The organism is Streptomyces sp. NPDC043685, from assembly GCF_056436585.1.
On record NZ_JBWKCH010000001.1, the window covers coordinates 598,012 to 617,754 of the forward strand.

The following is a 19,743-nucleotide window of genomic DNA, read 5'->3' on the forward strand; positions in this document are numbered from 1 at the left end:
CGATTGGGCCCAGGGGCCCTCTGGCGGAGGGGCCGTGCCGCCGTACGTTCCTCGTGTCGAAAACGACACAGCCGAAACCGGAGGGGAACACCATGAGCGACCTGATGCTGAAGACCGCCGTCGCGACCAAGGTCCGTGTGAACGGCTGGAAGAACACGACGGTCGAGGCGATGCAGCGCCGCGCCGGGGACAAGGGACAGACGGCGGTCGAGTACCTGGGCATCATCGCGGTGGTGGTGGCGATCGTCTTGGCGATCACGGGTACGAACATCGGTCAGACGATCCTCGGGAAGATCCAGGCGCAGATCGCCAAGGTCGCTCCTTGACGCGACCCCGCCGGTACGGCGACGCAGGGCAGGCTTTCCCCATCTACATCACGGTGGTGGGGGGCCTGCTCTTTCTCGCGTTCGCGTACTTCGCGGTCGGCCAGGCCGCAGCCAACAGGAACGGCGCCCAGACAGCCGCCGACGCGGCGGCTCTCGCGGCAGCGCAGGACAGGCGGGATCAACTCGCCGGCGCGTGGGTGAAGGACGTACTCGATCCGGCCAAGTGGCGGGCGATCTTCGAGGGCACCGCCGAGGGCCTCAGTCCCTCATGCTGGCGTGCATATGAGCTCGCCGAACGGAACGACGCCCGGGTGATCAGTTGCGGGCCTGACGGCCTCCTCGGTTTCACCGTCGAGGTCGAGACCAACAAGTCCGTCGGTGAGTCCGTGGTCCCCGGTACCGCGGATCGCAAGTCCGACGCGACCGCCACCGCCGTGATCGAGCCTCGCTGTGACTTCGAGCCTCCGGCCGGTGGCGCAGATCCCGACGTGCTGCCGGTGCTCTCCTGCGACGGGGAGAAGTGGGAGCTCGACCCCGAAGACCTCGATGTTCTGCCGGAACCCGAAGACCTCTTCGACGTCCACCTGGCCGACCCTCAAGCGAACGACGAGTGACGAAGGAAGCAGAGAGATGAGCATGCGGTTCACTGCGAAGGCCCGCAGGGGAGCGGTCGCGTTGACCATCGCGGCCGGACTGGCCCTCGGCGTGGCCGGGTGCGGCGGCGGTGGCGGCGGCGGCGATGACAAGCCGTCCCCGTCCGCATCGGCCTCCAAGGGCCGTGGGTCCGAGCCGAGTGCTCAGGAGGGGCAGTCGGAGACACCGCTGGCGGAACTGAAGGGGACAGACGGACTCCTTCTTCAGATCATCTCCGCCGCGAGGGACTCCGGCGGCTTCCTCACGGTGAACGGAATCGTGAAGAACGACGGAGACAAGTCCGTGGTGGTCCCGCCTCAGACGAGCGGTGACGAGACGGAGGTCATCGCGCACGGCCCCTCGCTCGGTGGTGCCACCCTCGTGGACGCAAAGGGGAAGAAGCGCTACTACACGCTGCGCGACACGGAAGGGCGCCCACTGACGACGACCGGTCTGGGCAACCTGGAGGCGGGGCAGACCCTCCCGGTCTTCATGCAGTTCCCCGCACCACCCACGAGCACGACCGAAGTCGACTTGCAGGTCCCGACGTTCTCCAGCGGCACCATCAAGATCTCCGGGTGAGGACGGCCATGAAGACCCGCACGCGAACGGCGACTCCACGGCTCGCCCTGGTCCTCACCGCCGCCGGCCTCATGGTGGCCACGAACCTCTACGGCGCCGTCTCGGCCCACGCCGACGAAACCCCCGGTGTGCCCCCCGGCACCGAGGCCTCCGCCTCCGCCCCTGTGGAGGTCGACCCCAACGACCCCGACCTCAAGATCCCTGAGGGCGCCACCCTCGCCGAACCCAAGGTCCTCGACATCAAGCAGGTCGTCGAGGACCAGAGCGGTGACGAACGGCGTGAAGACACCAACGCCGACGTAAAGTTCGCCCTCCAGGCCGAGGTCCTCTTCGGCAAGGACAGCGCGAAACTCAGCGGCGAGGCGAAGTCCCGTATCTCCACGATCGCCGAGGAGATCAAGACCCAGAACGCCACGAAGGTCCGCGTCTTCGGCTTCACGGACAACCTCGGCTCCTCCGCCCACGGCGACGTTCTGTCCAGGAAGCGGGCCGACGCCGTCCAGAACGTCCTCGACCAGGAACTGGCCGACTCCGGCGTCACGTACGAGGTGCGCGGCTACGGCGAGCAGTACCCCATCGCCGACAACTCCACGGAGACCGGCCGCAAGAAGAACCGCCGGGTCGAGGTCTCCTTCCCGCGCACAGGGAGTTGAGTGACCGAAAGTGGGCCCAGGGTTGGGGCCACGGGCCCATGCGTGAGTGATCGACGTTCCTTAGCCTCGGCTCGATGTCCGTCCTGAACGGCCGTTTATCGAGCTGAGCTGAGGTCGCGCATGTCCCACGCCGGTGACTGGATACCCCCGTCCGGGACGGGGGGTGCACAGAACGCCCCGTCCTGGGAACGGCATGTGCCGTTGCCGAGGGAGCTGGGCTGGGCGCAGGTACTGCTGTGGGTGCAGTTCGCGCTGACCGTGCTGTACGTGATCACCGTGCTGTCGGTGGTCACGTACTACTCCGGCGAGATCTTCGGGATCCTGGCGTACGACGCGCTGCCCGGCGTGGCCGGGATCTACCTGGCTCGGCGCCTGTGGCAGGGCGGGGTGTGGACGAGCCGCGCACTGATCGCCGTGCAGGCGTGGATCGTGTGGCTGTCGTTCGGCACTCTCTTGCACGGTGATCTGCGGGGCGTCACGCAGGCGGCGATGCCGGTGGCGGTCATCGTGCTGTTGCGCCGAACCCGGTCGCGTGAGTGGTTCGCGACCGCTCCCGAGGACAGGGAGCCGCGGCGGGCCTTCAGCCTGGAGAGGATGATCCTCTGGCGGCGGGACGAGGGCCAGACCGCGGTGGAGTACGCGGGGCTCGTCGCGGTGGTCGCGGCGATCATCCTCGCGCTGTCGGTGGGCGGCCTCGGCGGGCGTATCGCCGACGGCATCCAGTCGGCGGTCTGCTCGGTGACGGGCACGGCCTGCCCCGCTGCGCAAGGCGATGGCACGGAGACGGGTGCGGCCGGGGACAACGACGCCGCCCACCAGGGCGATGCGGACGCCGGCGCCGACGGCGGCAACGGCGCGGACCCGGACGGCACCGCTCACGCGGACGGTGGTGCGGGCGCAGACGGCGGCACGGGCACGAACGGCGATGCGGGCACCCAGGGAGACTCCGACACCCGGGGCGGCTCGGACACCCAGGGCGGTGCGGGCACCCATGAAGGCACGGAAGCCGACGGCGGCACGGAAGCCGACGGCCGCGCCGAAGCCGGCGACGGCACGAACGCAGCCACGGGCGTTCGTGACACGGGCGGCAGCGACATCCCCGCGTCGGCCCAGCTCATCACCTACGAGGGCGCCGGCCCGAACGACACGATCCCGCTCGCTCCGGGCCCGTTCGAAGACAGGTCGCTCTGGGACGACGTACATGACCAGGAACGCCACGACAAGACCTTCATGGACCACGTCCGGGGCTTCTTCGTCGCCCCGACCAAGAGCTTCCTGGCCGACACGATGGACGTCGTCAGCGACCCGGTCGGCTCGGTCAAGGACACCTGGAACGGTCTGAAGGGCTACACCACCGACTGGTGGGGCGACAAGTCCGATGAGCTGGGCGAGAAGTGGGACAAGGGGGGCTACGTCTCCTCCGTATGGGGCTGGGTCAATTCGCCCGAGGACTTCGTCTCCGACCTGGCGACCGACACGCTGGTCGACAAGGAGAACTGGGAGAAGGGCAACTACGGCGCCTCCATCGGCAACACCGTGGTCGGCGTCATCGGCATCTTCAGCCCGAAGACCATCACGAAGTTCACCAAGTTCAAGAAGCTGGCCGAGGTCGGTGAAGCCCTCGACAAGGCGTCCGACGCGGCGGAGAAGGCGCGCAAGGCGGCCAGGGCGGGCGACTTCGACGGCGCGAAGAAGGCCGCGGACGAGGCCCAGAAGCATGCCGACGAGGCCAAGAAGAAGGCCGAGAAGAACGGCAGCTGCACCATCGCGATCGGGCGCGTCCCGTACGGCGGTGGCGGCGGCCTGCGCGGCGTCACGGGCACCGGCACAGGTGTCCTGGCAGCCCCGCAGGGCGACCGGATCGTCGTCGCCGCAGGAGGCGGCAAGGAATGCACGGGCGACGACGCCGACGACGCACGCCAGGCCCAGCAACAGGCCCTGGAAGCGCGGGCTGAAGCAGCGAAGGCCGCGCTGCGGGAGCGGGGCTCTTCGGTGCCTGGCGACCAGATCGACGGGCTAGTCAACCGCGCCAAGGACCCCCCGGAACCCGGTGAGATCAGCACGAAGGACGCGGCCGACTCGCTCGACGAGATCACTGACCTCGCACGACGCGGAAACGTCAACGGCGATGCCGCCGCCGCGCTGGAAGGCAAGGTCGCCAACGCCTCCGACGCCAACAAGCTCGCCGAGGCACGCGCGGAGGTGAACGCCGTACGCCGCGCTGCCGACGACGCGGCACCCGGAACCCACGTGGACGCCGGAGTCGGCGGCAAGATGAACCGCAAGGAGGCTGACTTGGGCAACGGGGAGAAGGTGAATCTCGACGAGATCCCGGACGCGGACGTGGTCTACAAGGACAAGAACGGCACCGTGCACGTCAAGGAGGTCAAGAACGCCGGCTCGGCCACACGCAAGGGCGACTTCGCCAACCAGGTCGAGAGGCTCAAGAAGTGGGCGAGCAAGGAGCCGGGCCGCAAGGCCACCGTGGAGATCGAGACGGCGGACCGCTGGACGTCGGTCTTCAGCGAGTTCAAGCCCGCCCGGAACGGCAAGCCGGCGAAGGACACCAGAACGGCGGCCGGTGAGATGGCCAAGAACGGTGTGGACGTGAAGGTGGCGGGCCAGGGTCTGTCCGCCGACCAGCTCGGCAGGATGCAGCGTGTCATCGACGAGCGGACGGCGAACGGCACGATGGACTGGTCGAAGATGAAGGACCCGGACAGCGCCAAGGCGTACCTGGGCATCGAATGAGACGAACGAGTGGACGACAGCCACGAGACGTGGCAGGACGGCGGACATGAGCGAGTCGGACGCGGAGCCGAGTGCCGAGGAGATGTGGGATCCGCAGGTCGTGCGATGGCGTCATCCGGAGGGTGAATACGTTCTGCCCCGTGCCCTTCGGTCCTTGCCACAGCCTTGGGACGAGGGCGACTGGGATCGGATCGTTGCCCTGCCGCGCACCGATGAGCGGGTGGCGGAGGCTCGGCAGGTGGTGACCCAGCTGCTGGAGGACCCGGAGTTGGTGCCGAATGTGCCTCAACCGCCGTCTCCGGGCCTGCTGTGGCACGTATGGGAGGAGTTCCACCAGGCGGTGGGGGAGAGGATGCCCCGCATGAGCCAGGTGACGTGGGCCGGTGTGGACGAGCTGGTGCGCGAGTGGCGGGGACGGGAGAGGCTGTACCCGCTTCAGCGGCATGTCGTCGATCACGTCGAAGCGGCGATGCTCGCCATGATCCCGCGGCTGCGGGACGACATCGCCGACTCGGTGTTCCGCTGGCTGGCCCTGGACTCCGACCCCGGCCGTTTCGCCGACTGGGCGGTGGATACGGCCGAGCGCTGCGTGATCGAGGACATCGGCGCGGACTCTGCCATCGAGTTGCTGGGCGCGATGGGGAGTCCCGAAGCCAGGGCGGCTCTGAATCGCCTGTCGGTGAAGCCGGGCGGTCCGGCGAGTTGGGACAACGCGGAGGCGGCACAGGGGAGGCTCTTCGATCTGGAGACGGAGAGGCCCCAGTGGTAGGAGGCGCGGAAGCTGAAGGAAAGGGCGAGCCGGCCTCTCCTGCTCCACCTGCACAAGAGCTTCTTTGCACGTGAGCCCGAAGTCCACCACCAAGATGAAGCTGACCGAGCTCGGTGAGCGAGTTGCACGGACTGTACGAGCGTTAAGAGAGGGAGCCTGACCTTCCGCTCGTGTTTCTGCCGACGCCTCAGCCTCCGTCCGCCGACACGACGATCTCCACCCGAGCCCCTTCCCGCACCCCCCACTCACCCATCGCCCCGGCCTCCGCCTCCACCACATGCCGAGCACGCAGCCGAGGCATTCCCAGCCGGCCCGGCCGCATGGTGCGGACGGCGATGACGCGCAGGTGCCGATCGAGGTAGGCGACATCGATCGGCATGCGCATCCGGAAGGTGTGCACGCTGTTGGCAGGGGAGAGCAGGATCGCCCCGTCGACGGAGTTCCGCCCCAACAGCCCTTTTGTGCGAGCCCGATACGAGGTGGCGACCTCCAGCGGCACCCTGAGGGACGGTCCCTCACCACCCCCGTGCACGATCAGTTCCCCACGCCCGTCCCGCCAACGCCGCCCCATCAGGCCCCCCTTCGACCACGCCGCCTGTCGGCAGCTCTGCGACCCCGAACGTATCCGCAGCGGGCAGTCCCTCACATGGGCCCACGGACCCATGCTCTTTGCTCGTTCCTGACGGAAACGCCGCGCAGCGTGCCGCTGTTGGGGGCGGTGCTGGCGCGTTATGCAACCGTTACGGCTGGAATGGGTCGGCCAATCGCCAATTCCTCCCCATACGCCCCGCCCGTTGACAACCTTCACCCTGGTGCGGCCGCACCCCGCTGGATAGCTTTGGTTCGCTCGAGAGAAGCCTCGCCTCTGACCGGGAGTCGACCGTGAACCGCCGTCCCACCCTCCTCACAGCGCTCACGCTGACCGCCGCTGCGGCTTTGACGCTGTCCGCGTGCGGGAGCGATGACAGCTCCAAGAACAAGGACAGCGACAAGATCGCGGGAGCCGACACGGGGGACAAGGCATCGCCGTCCTCCAGTCCGAGTGAGCCGGCCGCCGGTGGCCGCCCGAAGATCGAACTCCCGTCGGACGTGACCTACAAGTTCGAATGGAAGAAGACCGGCGACGCCCAGAAGGACGCCGTGCTCAGCGACGCCGAGCAGCGCATCAGGGCCGTGGACATGGCGATCGCCAAGCAGGATCCGCTCGACAAGGCCTACCGTTTCTACTCCGAAGGCGCAGCCGCCGCCGAGAGCCAGAAGTACATCACCGAGTTCGTCGACCACAAAGCACGCACGACTGGTCTGACCCGCTCCTACAACGAGAGCCTGACCCTGAAGGGCGATGGCACGGCCGCACTGGTGTATTGCGAGGACCAGAGCAAGGCGTTCAACAAGTTCCTGAAAACCGGCAAGACGGATGTCACGCCGGTGACGAAGGACAGTTACGTCGTCTATGCCGGCACCCTGCGCAAGAACGCCAAGGGCGTATGGGTCACCGAGCGACTGATCTCGCAGCGAGGGAGCGAGAAGTGCCAGCCCTGATCCGTACAGGACGCATACTCTTCACTTCGGGCGTCATTGCCGCAGCCCTGACCATGGCGGGACCCGCCTATGCGGAGAAGGGGTTCGGCGGCACTGACGGCGAAACGCAAAAGGCCGACGCAGGCAAAGACGGCACCGTCTCCGTCACGGTGGGCGGCGTCGTCTTCGACCGTTCCAAGAACGGCAGCGGCAACTCCGCCGGCGCCCTCACCTCGTCCACGTCCTGGACCCCACCCCCTTGCTGGTACGCCCCGAAGTACACCCCGGAGCAGCTCCAGAAGGCCATGGAGCCGGTCTGGGAAGCCGGTTCCACGGGCTATGAGTGGGACGCCAAGCAGCGCGACCGGTACGTCAACGGCAAGCCGTACAAGGACTTCAACAAGGACAAGACCGGCAAGGGCTACTTCTGGGACTCGTTCGTCGACGAGGACTTCCCGCCCGGCTGGGACGCCTGCAAAGAGGAGCCCTTCTGGGTGGACCAGGGCGCCCCGCCGCCCGCCGGCATCAAGAACGCCGTCACGCCCGAGATCCTCGCCGAACTCGCCTATGCCGAGGTCCGGGTCCCCGGCACCAAGGTGACCCTGGCCCCCGCCGCGCAGACGAAGGTCAACCTCCCCACCTGGGCCTGGCTGGACGCCGCCGACTTCAAGCCGGTCTCCGTCACCGCGTCCGTACCCGCGATCGGCATCCAGGCGACCGCGACCGCGGAACCCGTGTCGCTGCGCATCGAACCGGGCACCGAGGACGCCGTCACCTACCCGGCCTCCGGCGTCTGCGCGATCAACGACGGCCGCATCGGCGAGCCCTACGCCAAGGGCAAGGCGGACCGCACCCCACCCTGCGGAGTGAGGTACCTGCGTTCCTCCGGCAACGGCACGTACCCCCTCCAGGCGACCGTCACCTGGAAGATCCAGTGGACGGGCACCGGCGGCACGGGCGGCGACCTCCCCGACGGCACGTTCGGCGCGACCCAGAACGTGACCGTGCAGGAGATCCAGGCCGTCAACCGCTGAGCCCGGCCACGGCCCCCACGCACGGGCGGCCACTCGTGTGAGTGGCCGCCCCGGTGCACCGAACGACTGACGCACATGAGCCAAACCGGCATGACCCGTGGCTGGTTTGGCACGCATGAGTCGCAAAACGCCTTGTCCGGCGCTTCCCCGCCCGGGTAGGAACACCCCATGACCCCCCTAGGCGCAGTGTTCCGCCCCCAGCTGGCCCCCGAGCGGCTCCGCTCCGTATGTGAGACCGCGGAGCGGGCCGGGCTCGACGAGCTCTGGCTCTGGGAGGACTGTTTCAGAGAGGGCGGCATCTCCACCGCCGCCGCTGCCCTCGCGTGGACCGAGCGGGTGCGGGTCGGGGTCGGGCTGTTGCCCGTGCCGCTGCGGAACGTCGCCATCACGGCCATGGAGATCGCCTCGCTGCACCGGATGTTCCCCGGCCGGGCCATCGTCGGTGTCGGACACGGCGTGCAGGACTGGATGGGCCAGGTCGGCGCCCGCGTCGAGTCGCCCGTCACCCTGCTGCGGGAGCATCTCATGGCGCTGCGCGCCCTGTTGGCCGGGGAGCGGCTCACCGTCGAGGGGCGGTACGTCACGCTCGACGACGTCGCCCTCGACTGGCCGCCGGAGAGTCCCGGGGACGGCGTGCTGGCCGGGGCCACCGGGCCGCGGTCGCTGCGGCTCAGCGGGGAGGCCGCCGACGGGACCATTCTCACCGCCGCCCACAACGCCGAGGGCGTGCGCCGGGCACGCCGGCTCGTGGAGGAGGGCCGGGCGGCTGCCGGTCGCGACGCCGCGCCGCACCCCATCGTCGTCTATCTGCTCACCGCCACCGGGCCCGACGCCGCCGCCCGGCTGCGTGCGGAGCTCGCCGCCGAGGGGCTGGACTCCGTTCCGGACCTCGGGGTCGCCGGGGACGCGGGCGCCGTCGCCAAGGCCGTCGAGCAACTGGTCGAGGCCGGGGCCGACCGTGTCGTGCTGCAGCCGACGGCGGACGAGCCCGACCCGGAGGAGTTCGTGCGGTTCACGGCCGAGGACGTGCGTCCGCTGGTCCCCTGAGACCGTCCCATGAGACACGTCCCATGAGAGACATCCCGTAGAAGGCGTTCATGATGCAGCAGGCACCCCACCCCCGGCACCCCGTGCACCCACACCCCGAACACCCACACGCCGAACACCCCGAACACCCCGTCACCTATGAGGAACTTCTCGCCGAAGGGGCCTCCGTCCCGACGGAAGGCTGGGACTTCTCCTGGTTCGAAGGGCGGGCCACAGAAGCACGGCCCTCCTGGGGGTACGCCGTGTCGATGGCCGAGCGGCTGGGACGGGCGAGCGCGGCGCTGGACGTGCAGACCGGGGGAGGGGAAGTCCTGGACTTCGCCCTCGCCCAGCTCGCCGACGGGGACCCGGCCGAGACCACCGGCCAGGCCCCCGCCCACGCCTCCGCCCATTCCTCCGCCCGGAAGCCGCCCCGGCTCATGGCCGCCACCGAAGGCTGGCCTCCCAACGTCGCCAAGGCGACCGCCCTCCTCCGCCCCCGCGGCGTCGCCGTCGTGGCCGCCGCCGAGGACGACCCCCTGCCCTTCGCGGACGGCGCCTTCGACCTGGTCGTCAGCCGGCATCCCGTCCGTCCGCGGTGGGACGAGATCGTCCGCGTCCTCCAGCCCGGCGGGACGTACTTCGCCCAGCACGTCGGGCCGAGCAGCGTCTTCGAACTCGTCGAGTACTTCCTCGGGCCCCAGCCGGACGACGTGCGCGGTGCCCGCCACCCCGACCGCGAGCGCGCCGACGCCGAAGCCGCCGGGCTGGACGTCGTCGGTCTGCGGGCGGAGCGGCTGCGCATGGAGTTCCACGACATCGGCGCGGTCGTGCACTTCCTGCGCAAGGTGGTCTGGATGGTCCCCGGCTTCACCGTCGAGGCGTACGAGCCGCGGTTGCGGGAGCTGCACGAGCGGATCCAGGCGGAAGGCCCGTTCGTGGCCCACAGCACCCGTCACCTCGTCGACGCACGCAAGCCGGGCTGACGCCCTGTGCCGCACGATCAGGCGTGCGGACCCACCGTCACCTCTCCCACCACCAGCTCCGCCGTCGCCTCCAGCACCTCGCCCACCCGCTGTGCCTGCTCGTCGAGTTCCCGCTTCCGCCGCGCCGTCAGCCGGACGAGCGGCTCGACCGTGACGGTCGTACGACGGCCCCGGCGCCGCTGGTGCCACACCCCGGCCACCACACCGTCGACCAGCAGCACCGGGTAGTTGCCCGCCTGGCCGCCGGCGAGGGCGCGGCGGGACGCCTGCCCGGGGAACAACCGCTCGCGGGGCTGCCCGGCGATGACGTACGCGTCGAAGTAGGGGAGCAGGCGCACACCCCGCGGCGGGCCGTCGGGGAAGCCCGTGTCGCCCGCCGCCACCCACGCCGGTGCCGTATCGAACAGAACCTGTTCGATACGGCCCGCTGCGGCCAACTCGTCGAACAGCGCCATGGCCCAGCCGGGCGGCGCCGCCAGCCACCGCGCGAAGTGCTGCGGCGTCGCCGGGCCGTACGTGTGCAGATAGCGGCCGACGAAGGCAGCCAGTGCGTCGCTCGGGTCCGGCTCCAGGCCCCCGGGGACCGGTCGCGTGAACGTCGCCTTGCGGCCGCGGTTCGGGCCGAAGCACAGCGTGCCCGCCCAGCCCGCCCGGTGCATCACCTGGCGCCAGCGCGGCCACATGTCCTGGAACGCCGGCATCACGCGGTCCCCCGCCCAGAGGCCCGTCCGGGCGACGACCTCCTCGGACAGCTCGTCGATGGTCAGGTACCTGCCGTCGAGCGCGTCACCGATCGCCGTCACCACCTGGCGAACCTGCTCCTCGGTGAGCCGCGCGTCGGGTGGGAACGGGCTCGGCCCGCTCGGAACCGCGCTCAACGCCGCCGAGAAGAGGGGGAGTTCGCGGGTCGGGAGGAGATGGACGGTGCCGCGCGGGCCGTACGTCTTGATCAGGGACCGTTCCTCCCAGAGCGCGGCCCGTACATCCGCCCGCGTCACGCCGTCCGCCCGCATTCCCACCGACACCTCGGCCGCGGAGAGCACCTGCGCGTGCGCGCCCCGCATCGCACCGACCACCTCGGCGACCGGGGTGCCCGGGCGCGCCGGCCCGGTCAGATGCTGTCGCACGGCCCGCCGCGCGCTCGCCGCGTCCCACGTGATCCTGAGGCTCGTCGTCATGCGGTGACGCTAAATGCCATTGAGGACAGAATCCGTCCTGATGGTCCCGGGTGGCACCCGATACCTGTCACTCCTTTCGCTCACCGCACTTGCGCAACTCCCGACGAGAGTTTTCACATCGTTATCGCCGGCGGCTCGCCTCAACGTCGTCCCTCACGTAAATTCGGACCAGGAGATTCGCGTGAGCAAAGCTGCGCGGGCGGTACCGCGCAGTGGAGGGGGCTGCGCGGTGCCAGGGCCTCCACGCCGAGCCGCAGGGGCGGCGATGTCGTTCGGCAAAGGGCGGCGCGGGGCGGTTGCGAGGGAGTGCCCGGGTCAAGCGGATGTCGGCCGGGCGGTTCACCCATCGGGGGGATGTCGGGACAAGTCACCCGAGTGGCCCTGACGGCGCGTCCGATCCTCCGGATTTGGTGCCGGTGCATCCTGTTTTCCCTGCACAGGGGCCATGTTTCGGCCAGAAGCGCGCCCTGAACGAGAGCTTCCGCGGTCATCGCCGCGTCGCCGGGCGGCTCCGGAGAGTAGTTGTGGCCCGCCAATGCACGCAGCATCACTTACAAAGGGTTATGGTGGAAACCCCCCCTCGGGCCGGTCCGTCTCCCCCCCACGGACCGGCCCGTTTTTTGTTGGTCCGCCCGGCGGCTCGAACCCGGGCCGGAACCTTTCGTTCCGCACCCGTTGGCGGCCCACGGCCGCGGCGGGGGTAGGCTTCGCCTCCGGGGACTGCCATACGGGCAGGGACCGCCCGCGGGCCACGACCGGGCCGCACGCCGCGGCCTGTCCGATCCGTACGGAGGGGCTGACAAACACGTGAACCTGCGCGACAAGCTGCGTGGCCTGCTGGTCAGGCTGTACGCACGCCGGGTGGAAGGCCACCTGGACCACGCTCAGGTGCCCAAGCACATCGGCGTCATCATGGACGGCAACCGGCGCTGGGCGAAGGCCGCCGGTTCCAGCACCGTCCACGGCCACCGGGCCGGCGCCGAGAAGATCGAGGAGTTCCTCGGCTGGTGCAGTGAGACCGACGTCGAGGTCGTCACCCTCTGGCTCCTGTCGACCGACAACTTCGACCGGCCGCGCGACGAGCTCGTCCCGCTGCTCGGCATCATCGAGGACGTCGTCCGCACCCTGGCCGCCGACGGACGCTGGCGCGTGCACCACGTGGGCACGCCCGACCTGCTGCCCTCCGGGATGCAGACGGTCCTCAAGGAGGCCGAGGAGAGCACCGCGCACGTCGACGGGATAGTGGTCAACGTCGCCATCGGCTACGGCGGCCGCCAGGAGATCGCCGACGCCGTGCGGTCGATGCTGCTCGACGCCCAGGACAAGGGCACCTCGATGGAGGAGCTCGCCGAGGCAGTCGACATCGACATGATCGGGCGTCACCTCTACACGAGCGACCAGCCCGACCCCGACCTGGTGATCCGCACCAGCGGCGAGCAGCGGCTGTCCGGATTCATGCTCTGGCAGACCGCGCACTCCGAGTACTACTTCTGTGACGTGTTCTGGCCGGCGTTCCGCAAGGTCGACTTCCTGCGCGCCATGCGTGACTACGCGGCCCGCCACCGGCGCTACGGCGGCTGACGCACCCGTCGCGCACGGCTGACGCACCCCTCACGCACCCCCGCGGACGCGGGACGTCCCACGTCCGCAACACCTCCCCGTACCCCGTTGACGGCGCACGTAACGCCAAGTTCACCGGCTCGCCGTCATATGCCGTGGCATGGCGACGCTCGTTCGAGGGCATAACCCAGACAGGTCGACGCCCGAACCACGGGTGTCGGATCTCAGCGGACGGCACGGGGCCGTCCGCCCGGGAGGCCCTTTGCACCAGCCCGATCGTGCGGTCACTGCACGGACGAAGAGGCGGAGGGCCGGTTCTCGGCCCGCGCAGGGCGGCCGACGACCGGTCCAGCTCCATACCGTCGCTCCCCGACCTCATCCGAGGGGGTACGTCCTTCCGTGGTGACCAGCACAAAGCGCCACAAGCCAGACCGGCGCACCTATGTTCTCGACACCAGCGTCCTGCTGGCCGACCCACACGCCCTGAACCGCTTCGACGAGCACGAGGTCGTGCTCCCCATCGTCGTGGTCACGGAGCTGGAGGCCAAGCGGCACCACCCCGAACTCGGCTACTTCGCCCGGCAGGCCCTGCGCCTGCTCGACGAGTTCCGGGTCCGGCACGGTCGCCTCGACGCCCCCATCCCGATCGGTGATCTGGGCGGGACGGTCCGTGTCGAGCTCAACCACTCGGACCCCAGCGTGCTGCCCAGCGGCTACCGCCTGGGGGACAACGACTCCCGCATCCTCGCGGTCGCCCGCAATCTGCAGGCCGAGGGGTTCGACGTCACCGTCGTGTCCAAGGACCTCCCCCTCAGGATCAAGGCGTCCTCCGTCGGGCTCCTCGCCGAGGAGTACCGCGCGGAACTCGCCATCACGGACTCCTCCGGCTGGACCGGCATGTCCGAACTGACCCTGCCGGGCGAGCAGGTGGACATCCTCTTCGAGGAGGGGCACGTCTACGTGCCCGAGGCCGCCGACCTGCCGGTGCACACGGGCCTGATGATCCAGTCGGAGCGCGGCAAGGCCCTCGGCCGGGTCACGCCCGAGGGCACCATCCGCGTCGTGCGCGGGGATCGCGAGGTCTTCGGCATCAAGGGCCGCAGCGCCGAGCAGCGGATCGCCCTCGACCTGCTGCTCGACCCGGACGTCGGGATCGTGTCGATGGGCGGCCGGGCCGGCACCGGAAAGTCGGCGCTGGCGCTGTGCGCGGGCCTGGAGGCGGTGCTGGAGCGCCGTCAGCACCAGAAGGTGATGGTCTTCCGTCCGCTGTACGCGGTGGGCGGGCAGGAGCTCGGCTATCTGCCCGGCACCGAGGCCGAGAAGATGAGCCCCTGGGCGCAGGCCGTGTTCGACACCCTGTCGGCGGTCACCAGCCGGGAGGTCATCGAGGAGGTGACCGCGCGCGGCATGCTCGAAGTCCTGCCGCTCACCCACATCCGCGGCCGCTCGCTGCACGACGCGTTCGTGATCGTGGACGAGGCGCAGTCACTGGAACGGAACGTACTTCTTACCGTTCTGTCCAGGATCGGGGCCAATTCACGGGTGGTTCTCACCCATGACGTGGCCCAGCGCGACAATCTGAGGGTCGGCCGGTACGACGGTGTGGTCGCCGTCGTCGAGAAGCTGAAGGGGCATCCGCTCTTCGCGCATGTCACCCTGACGCGGTCCGAGAGGTCCCAGATCGCCGCGCTTGTGACCGAAATGCTCGAAGACGGGCAGGTCTGACCACGCCCAGTAAGTAGGGCCGGTTATGCGATAGTTGGCGCCGTCCGGAAAAGGCGAAGAGCCTAGCCGGGCGGCGCCTTCGCGTGTGGGCGTTCCTGTGAATCTCCCGCACCAAACGGGATGTGAGCTTTCACACGCAACTCAGAATTGCCTTGCCCCGTCGGGTTACGGCAGAGTCTCAGTCCTGTCAGGCCCCGCATACGACACACCTGTACCCCCAGCGGTACGGCACCACAGAGCAACAGCATCAACTGCATAGCGATGTCGTATGCCGCCCGAGCTACACACGGCGCTCCCCTCGCGGGAGTTGCCCACCGGGCCCGCGCCTCCCGTGACCCCGCAGTTGGGGAGGCCAGTGCCAGGGGCACGATTGCGTCCGCGAGGGTCACCGAAGCGGGCGATGCTGGAAGGAAAACCGTGTGAGCCGGATCTCGGTCCGGGGATTCGCAGTGGCCTCGGCCACGGCGGTCACCGCTGTCGGAAGCGTCGTCGGAGTTGCCTCGGGCAGCACCGCGCAGAACAACGACGCCGAAGCGACGGCCAGCGGCGCCACCCTGCTCGCGGACATCCCCGCGGGCCAGCAGGCCCAGGTGCAGACCGCGTCGCTGACGCAGCAGGCCGACGCGCAGGCCATCCAGGCCGACGCGAGCGCCAAGAAGGACGCCGAGGAGGCCGCCCGCAAGGCCGCCGCCGAGACGGCCATCGCCAAGAAGGAAGCCGCCGAGAAGGCCGCCAAGGCCGCCGAGGCCGCAGCCAAGGAGCGCGCGGAGGTCAAGGCCGCCGCCAGCCGCTCCAAGGACATCTCGGACTTCCCCGTCGCGAGCTCCTACAGCATCGCCCAGATCCAGGCGATGGCACGGCAGATCGTGCCGTCGGGTCAGTTCCAGTGCTTCAGCAACATCGTGGACCACGAGTCCGACTGGAACTACAAGGCGGTCAACCCCTCTTCAGGGGCCTACGGCATGTTCCAGGCGCTGCCCGGTTCCAAGATGTCGTCCGCCGGCGCCGACTGGCAGACCAACCCGGCCACCCAGATCAAGTGGGGCCTGAACTACATGAACGACCGCTACGGCAGCCCCTGTGAGGCCTGGACGTTCTGGCAGGCCAACCACTGGTACTGAGCCGACCGGCCCCTGGGGCCGATCCGTTGCCCTACGCGAGCCCCGCACCGTCGTCCGGTGCGGGGCTCGCGCCATGTACGGTCGGACGGACGACTCCCAGCGGGAGTGGTGCGCTGAGACGGGGGAAAAGGACGGATCATGTCGCGAGTGCCAGGGTGGCTCGGCCGGCTCGGTGCCGGGCTGACCGAGATCAGCGAGCGTTACAACGAGCGCCGGGCCGAGGCCGAGCGGGAGCGGGACGACTCCGACCCTCCGGTCCTCTCCGACGAACACGTGCCGCCGCCCCCGGACTACGCGCCCGACGTCCCCGCCCGTCCCGATCCGGCACTGGCCGTGCCGTGGGGGGTGCGGGTCGCCGCCGAGGCCGGCTGGCGGCTCCTCATCCTCGCGGGCACCGTCTGGGTGCTGATGCGGATCATCAGCGCCGTCCAGCTCGTGGTGCTCTCGTTCGTCATCGCGCTGCTCATCACGGCGATACTGCAACCGACGGTGGCGCGGCTGCGCCGCCACGGCGTGCCGCGCGGACCGGCGACGGCGCTGACGGCGATGTTCGGCTTCATCGTCATCGGCCTCATCGGCTGGTTCGTGACCTGGCAGGTCATGGAGAACATCGACGACCTCTCGGGCCAGATCCAGGACGGCATCGACGAGTTGCGGAACTGGCTGCTGAACAGCCCCTTCCACGTCACGGACAAGCAGATCAACGAGATCGCCACCAACCTGCGCGAGGCCGTCGGGGCGAACACCGACCAGATCACCTCGGCCGGGCTCGAGGGCGTCACGGTCGTCGTCGAGGCGCTGACCGGGATCCTGCTGTCCGTCTTCTGCACGCTGTTCCTGCTCTACGACGGCAAGCGGATCTGGGAGTGGACCCTGAAGCTGGTGCCGGCCGCCGCGCGGCCCGGGGTCGCCGGGGCCGGTCCCGCGGCCTGGCGGACGCTGACGGCCTATGTGCGGGGCACGGTCATCGTCGCCCTGATCGACGCGATCTTCATCGGGCTCGGCATCTACTTCCTCGATGTGCCGATGGCCGTGCCGCTGGCGGTGTTCATCTTCCTGTTCGCGTTCATCCCGCTGGTGGGCGCGGTCGTGTCCGGTGCGCTGGCGGTGGTCGTCGCCCTGGTCACCCAGGGGGTGTTCACGGCCGTGATGACGCTGGCGGTGGTGCTCGCCGTGCAGCAGATCGAGGGGCACATCCTCCAGCCGTTCATCCTGGGGCGCGCCGTGCGCGTGCACCCGCTGGCGGTCGTGCTGTCGGTCGCGGCGGGCGGCATGGTGGCCGGGATCGGCGGTGCGGTCGTCGCGGTGCCGCTGGTGGCGGTGACGAACACGGTCGCCGGATATCTGCGGTCGTATTCGCAGAGGGCGGCGTTGCGGCACTCGGTGCGGCCCCGCGGGGCCACGGCGGTGAGCGCGGAGCCCGGCCCGCAGACGGCCCCGGAATAGTCCCGGAGCCCGGAACGCCCGCAGGGCCCCGCCCACCGGTTCAGGTGGGCGGGGCCCTGCGTCGTGAGACGTGCGGCCGTGCCTACTCGGCCAGGACCGCCTCGGCGTCCAGCGTGACGCCGACCGCCTGGATCACGGAGGCGATCTTGAACGCCTCCTGGATGACCTCACGGTCGAGGCCGGCCTTGCGCAGCACCTGCTCGTGCGAGTCCAGGCACATGCCACAGCCGTTGATGGCGGAGACCGCGAAGGACCACAGCTCGAAGTCGACCTTGTCGACGCCCGGGTTGCCGATGACGTTCATCCGCAGACCGGCGCGCAGCGTGCCGTACTCGTGGTCCGACAGGAGGTGACGGGTGCGGTAGAAGACGTTGTTCATCGCCATCACCGCGGCGGCGGCCTTGGCCGCCGTGTAGGCCTCCGGCGACAGGTTCGCCTTGGCCTCCGGCTCCAGCTCGCGCAGCACGATCGGGGAGCGCGAGGCGATCGCCGTCGACAGCACCGTGCCCCACAGCTGCTGGGCCGGCAGGTCGGAGTTGCCGATGACCGAGCCCAGGTTGAGCTTCAGGTCCTTGGCGTAGTCCGGTATGGCGGACTTCAGGGCGTCCAGCGACATGTCAGATCACTCCCCGGAGAGCAGCGCGACCGGGTCGAGGGTCTCGTCACCCTTCGACCAGTTGCAGGGGCACAGCTCGTCCGTCTGGAGCGCGTCCAGGACCCGGAGGACCTCCTTCGGGTTACGGCCGACCGAGCCCGCGGTCACCATCGAGAACTGGATCTCGTTGTTCTGGTCCACGATGAACACGGCGCGCTTGGCGAACCCGTCCTCGCCCTCGATGCCCAGCTCGCGCATCAGCTCGTGCTTGGAGTCGGCCATCATCGGGAACGGCAGGTCACGCAGGTCGTCGTGGTCCTTGCGCCAGGCGTGGTGGACGAACTCGGAGTCGCCGGAGAAGCCGAGGACCTGGGCGTCGCGGTCGGCGAACTCGTCGTTCAGCTTGCCGAAGGCGGCGATCTCGGTCGGGCACACGAAGGTGAAGTCCTTGGGCCACGCGAAGATGACCTTCCACTGACCCTCGTAGGTCTTGTGGTTGATCTGCTGGAACTCCTTGCCCTTCTCCAGCGAGACACAGGCGGTCAGGTCGAACTCGGGGAACTTGTCACCGACGGTGAGCACACATTCTCCTTGCAGCGAAGAAACACCCGGATCGCGGGCGTTTCCCATGGGTTGGACTGTGTTGATGTTGGCACAGGCTGGATTGATTACGGAAATAGCTACACTCGGTCGGGTTGATCGGAGGTGGTTATCAGTGACGGTCGGTAACAAGCGCAGGCAGCCCAGCCTGGCTCAGCTCAGGGCCTTCGCGGCGGTGGCGGAACACCTTCACTTCCGGGACGCGGCCGCGGCGATCGGCATGAGCCAGCCCGCCCTCTCGGGCGCCGTGTCGGCCCTGGAGGAGACACTCGGAGTGACGCTCCTCGAGCGTACGACGCGCAAGGTGCTGCTCTCGCCCGAGGGTGAGCGGATCGCCGTACGGGCCAAGGCGGTGCTGGCGGAGATGGGCGCCCTCATCGAGGAGGCCGAGGCGGTCCGGGCACCTTTCACCGGAGTGCTGCGGCTCGGGGTGATCCCAACGGTCGCGCCCTATCTGCTGCCGACGGTGCTGCGGCTCGTCCACGAGCGGTATCCGCAGCTCGACCTCCAGGTGCACGAGGAGCAGACCGCCAACCTGCTCGACGGCCTCGCCGCCGGCCGGCTCGATCTGCTGCTGCTCGCCGTGCCGCTCGGGGTCCCGGGCGTGGTCGAACTACCCCTCTTCGACGAGGACTTCGTGCTCGTCACCCCGCTCGACCACCGGCTCGGGGGACGGGAGGGCATCGCGCGGGACGCCCTGCGCGAGCTGAACCTGCTGCTCCTCGACGAGGGGCACTGCCTGCGCGACCAGGCCCTCGACATCTGCCGGGAGGCCGGCCGCGACGACGTGCCGGTCACCACGACCGCCGCCGGGCTGTCCACGCTGGTGCAGCTCGTGGCGGGCGGGCTCGGAGTCACCCTGCTGCCGCGCACCGCCGTCAAGGTCGAGACCTCCCGCAGCAACCAGCTCCTCACCGGCTACTTCGCCGACCCGGCCCCGGCCCGCAGGATCGCCCTGGCGATGCGGGCGGGGGCCGCACGCGGCGCGGAGTACGAGGAACTGGCGTCCGCCCTCCGGCAGGCCCTGCGGCCCCTGCCCGTACGGGTACTGGACTGGGACGCCTGACGGCTCGTGCGGGTGCCCGTCCAGGCCGCCCGACGGCCCGTACGGGTGCGGGATCAGGGCGCTGACCGCCCGTACGGGTGCCGGACCAGGAAGCCCGGCGGCCCGTACGGGTGCCGGTCCGGAACCTGACGCCCGTACGGGGGCCGGGTCAGAACGCTGACGCCCGTACGG

The 19,743-nt window shown here is 69.6% G+C and carries 19 protein-coding genes; 15 read left to right on the top strand and 4 right to left on the bottom strand.

All coding sequences use genetic code 11. The annotated features are described in order from the left end of the window. The first annotated feature begins 92 nt into the window (after positions 1 to 92). The 6 genes from AC0665_RS02860 to AC0665_RS02885 all read left to right on the top strand — a co-directional run bounded on the left by AC0665_RS02860 (position 93) and on the right by AC0665_RS02885 (position 5,714). Positions 93 to 326 carry a hypothetical protein gene (locus AC0665_RS02860; protein ID WP_361301215.1) on the top strand — a complete coding sequence of 78 codons (234 nt, stop codon included), beginning with the start codon at positions 93 to 95 and terminating at the stop codon, positions 324 to 326. Further along, on the top strand, positions 323 to 940 hold the full coding sequence (locus AC0665_RS02865; RefSeq protein WP_478604853.1) for a pilus assembly protein TadG-related protein: 618 nt from the start codon (positions 323 to 325) through the stop codon (positions 938 to 940). The genes AC0665_RS02860 and AC0665_RS02865 overlap by 4 nt, the downstream gene beginning before the upstream one ends. A gap of 16 nt (positions 941 to 956) precedes the next feature. Beyond that, positions 957 to 1,541, top strand: a complete 585-nt coding sequence (locus AC0665_RS02870; protein ID WP_478704297.1) for a hypothetical protein — start codon at positions 957 to 959, stop codon at positions 1,539 to 1,541. Between the two features lie 8 nt (positions 1,542 to 1,549). Further along, positions 1,550 to 2,194 carry an OmpA family protein gene (locus AC0665_RS02875; RefSeq protein WP_478704298.1) on the top strand — a complete coding sequence of 215 codons (645 nt, stop codon included), beginning with the start codon at positions 1,550 to 1,552 and terminating at the stop codon, positions 2,192 to 2,194. 195 nt (positions 2,195 to 2,389) lie between these two features. After that, entirely contained in the window at positions 2,390 to 4,945 is a 2,556-nt protein-coding gene (locus AC0665_RS02880; protein WP_478704299.1) for a Flp family type IVb pilin, read from the top strand. Between the two features lie 154 nt (positions 4,946 to 5,099). Continuing rightward, the gene (locus tag AC0665_RS02885) at positions 5,100 to 5,714 is read left to right on the top strand and encodes a hypothetical protein (RefSeq protein WP_478704300.1); all 615 of its coding nucleotides are present in this window, start codon (positions 5,100 to 5,102) and stop codon (positions 5,712 to 5,714) included. 187 nt (positions 5,715 to 5,901) lie between these two features. Here AC0665_RS02885 and AC0665_RS02890 read toward each other — a convergent pair whose 3' ends face one another. Next, entirely contained in the window at positions 5,902 to 6,285 is a 384-nt protein-coding gene (locus AC0665_RS02890; RefSeq protein ID WP_478704301.1) for a DUF192 domain-containing protein, read from the bottom strand. A 311-nt stretch (positions 6,286 to 6,596) separates the two neighbouring features. Between AC0665_RS02890 and AC0665_RS02895 the strand changes: the two genes are divergently transcribed. From AC0665_RS02895 to AC0665_RS02910, 4 genes are all read left to right on the top strand, one after another. Continuing rightward, entirely contained in the window at positions 6,597 to 7,256 is a 660-nt protein-coding gene (locus AC0665_RS02895) for a hypothetical protein (RefSeq protein ID WP_478704302.1), read from the top strand. 53 nt (positions 7,257 to 7,309) lie between these two features. After that, positions 7,310 to 8,269 (top strand): hypothetical protein, encoded by a 960-nt coding sequence (locus AC0665_RS02900; protein WP_478605376.1) that lies wholly within the window; start codon positions 7,310 to 7,312, stop codon positions 8,267 to 8,269. 168 nt (positions 8,270 to 8,437) lie between these two features. Further along, entirely contained in the window at positions 8,438 to 9,316 is an 879-nt protein-coding gene (locus AC0665_RS02905) for an LLM class flavin-dependent oxidoreductase (protein ID WP_478604832.1), read from the top strand. 50 nt (positions 9,317 to 9,366) lie between these two features. Continuing rightward, entirely contained in the window at positions 9,367 to 10,281 is a 915-nt protein-coding gene (locus tag AC0665_RS02910) for a methyltransferase domain-containing protein (protein ID WP_478604830.1), read from the top strand. Between the two features lie 17 nt (positions 10,282 to 10,298). Here AC0665_RS02910 and AC0665_RS02915 read toward each other — a convergent pair whose 3' ends face one another. Next, positions 10,299 to 11,459, bottom strand: coding sequence for a winged helix DNA-binding domain-containing protein (locus AC0665_RS02915; protein WP_478704303.1), 1,161 nt, complete (start codon positions 11,457 to 11,459; stop codon positions 10,299 to 10,301). Positions 11,460 to 12,266: 807 nt separating this feature from the next. Between AC0665_RS02915 and AC0665_RS02920 the strand changes: the two genes are divergently transcribed. From AC0665_RS02920 to AC0665_RS02935, 4 genes are all read left to right on the top strand, one after another. Continuing rightward, the gene (locus AC0665_RS02920; RefSeq protein ID WP_363117042.1) at positions 12,267 to 13,040 is read left to right on the top strand and encodes an isoprenyl transferase; all 774 of its coding nucleotides are present in this window, start codon (positions 12,267 to 12,269) and stop codon (positions 13,038 to 13,040) included. Positions 13,041 to 13,418: 378 nt separating this feature from the next. After that, on the top strand, positions 13,419 to 14,744 hold the full coding sequence (locus AC0665_RS02925) for a PhoH family protein (RefSeq protein ID WP_363117043.1): 1,326 nt from the start codon (positions 13,419 to 13,421) through the stop codon (positions 14,742 to 14,744). Between the two features lie 419 nt (positions 14,745 to 15,163). Continuing rightward, positions 15,164 to 15,865: an aggregation-promoting factor C-terminal-like domain-containing protein gene (locus AC0665_RS02930; RefSeq protein WP_468407168.1), complete on the top strand. Its 702-nt coding sequence runs from the start codon at positions 15,164 to 15,166 to the stop codon at positions 15,863 to 15,865. Between the two features lie 138 nt (positions 15,866 to 16,003). Further along, entirely contained in the window at positions 16,004 to 17,311 is a 1,308-nt protein-coding gene (locus AC0665_RS02935; protein WP_478507288.1) for an AI-2E family transporter, read from the top strand. A gap of 82 nt (positions 17,312 to 17,393) precedes the next feature. Here the strand turns inward: AC0665_RS02935 and AC0665_RS02940 are convergent, their stop codons facing one another. Both AC0665_RS02940 and AC0665_RS02945 read right to left on the bottom strand, forming a co-directional pair. Beyond that, positions 17,394 to 17,927, bottom strand: a complete 534-nt coding sequence (locus AC0665_RS02940; RefSeq protein ID WP_361301283.1) for an alkyl hydroperoxide reductase — start codon at positions 17,925 to 17,927, stop codon at positions 17,394 to 17,396. A gap of 6 nt (positions 17,928 to 17,933) precedes the next feature. Next, positions 17,934 to 18,488, bottom strand: coding sequence for a peroxiredoxin (locus AC0665_RS02945; RefSeq protein WP_363117046.1), 555 nt, complete (start codon positions 18,486 to 18,488; stop codon positions 17,934 to 17,936). Positions 18,489 to 18,621: 133 nt separating this feature from the next. Here AC0665_RS02945 and AC0665_RS02950 point away from each other — a divergent pair, with 133 nt between their 5' ends. Then, a complete protein-coding gene (locus AC0665_RS02950) occupies positions 18,622 to 19,572 on the top strand; it encodes a LysR substrate-binding domain-containing protein (protein ID WP_478704304.1) in 951 nt (316 codons plus the stop codon). Positions 19,573 to 19,743 lie beyond the last annotated feature (171 nt).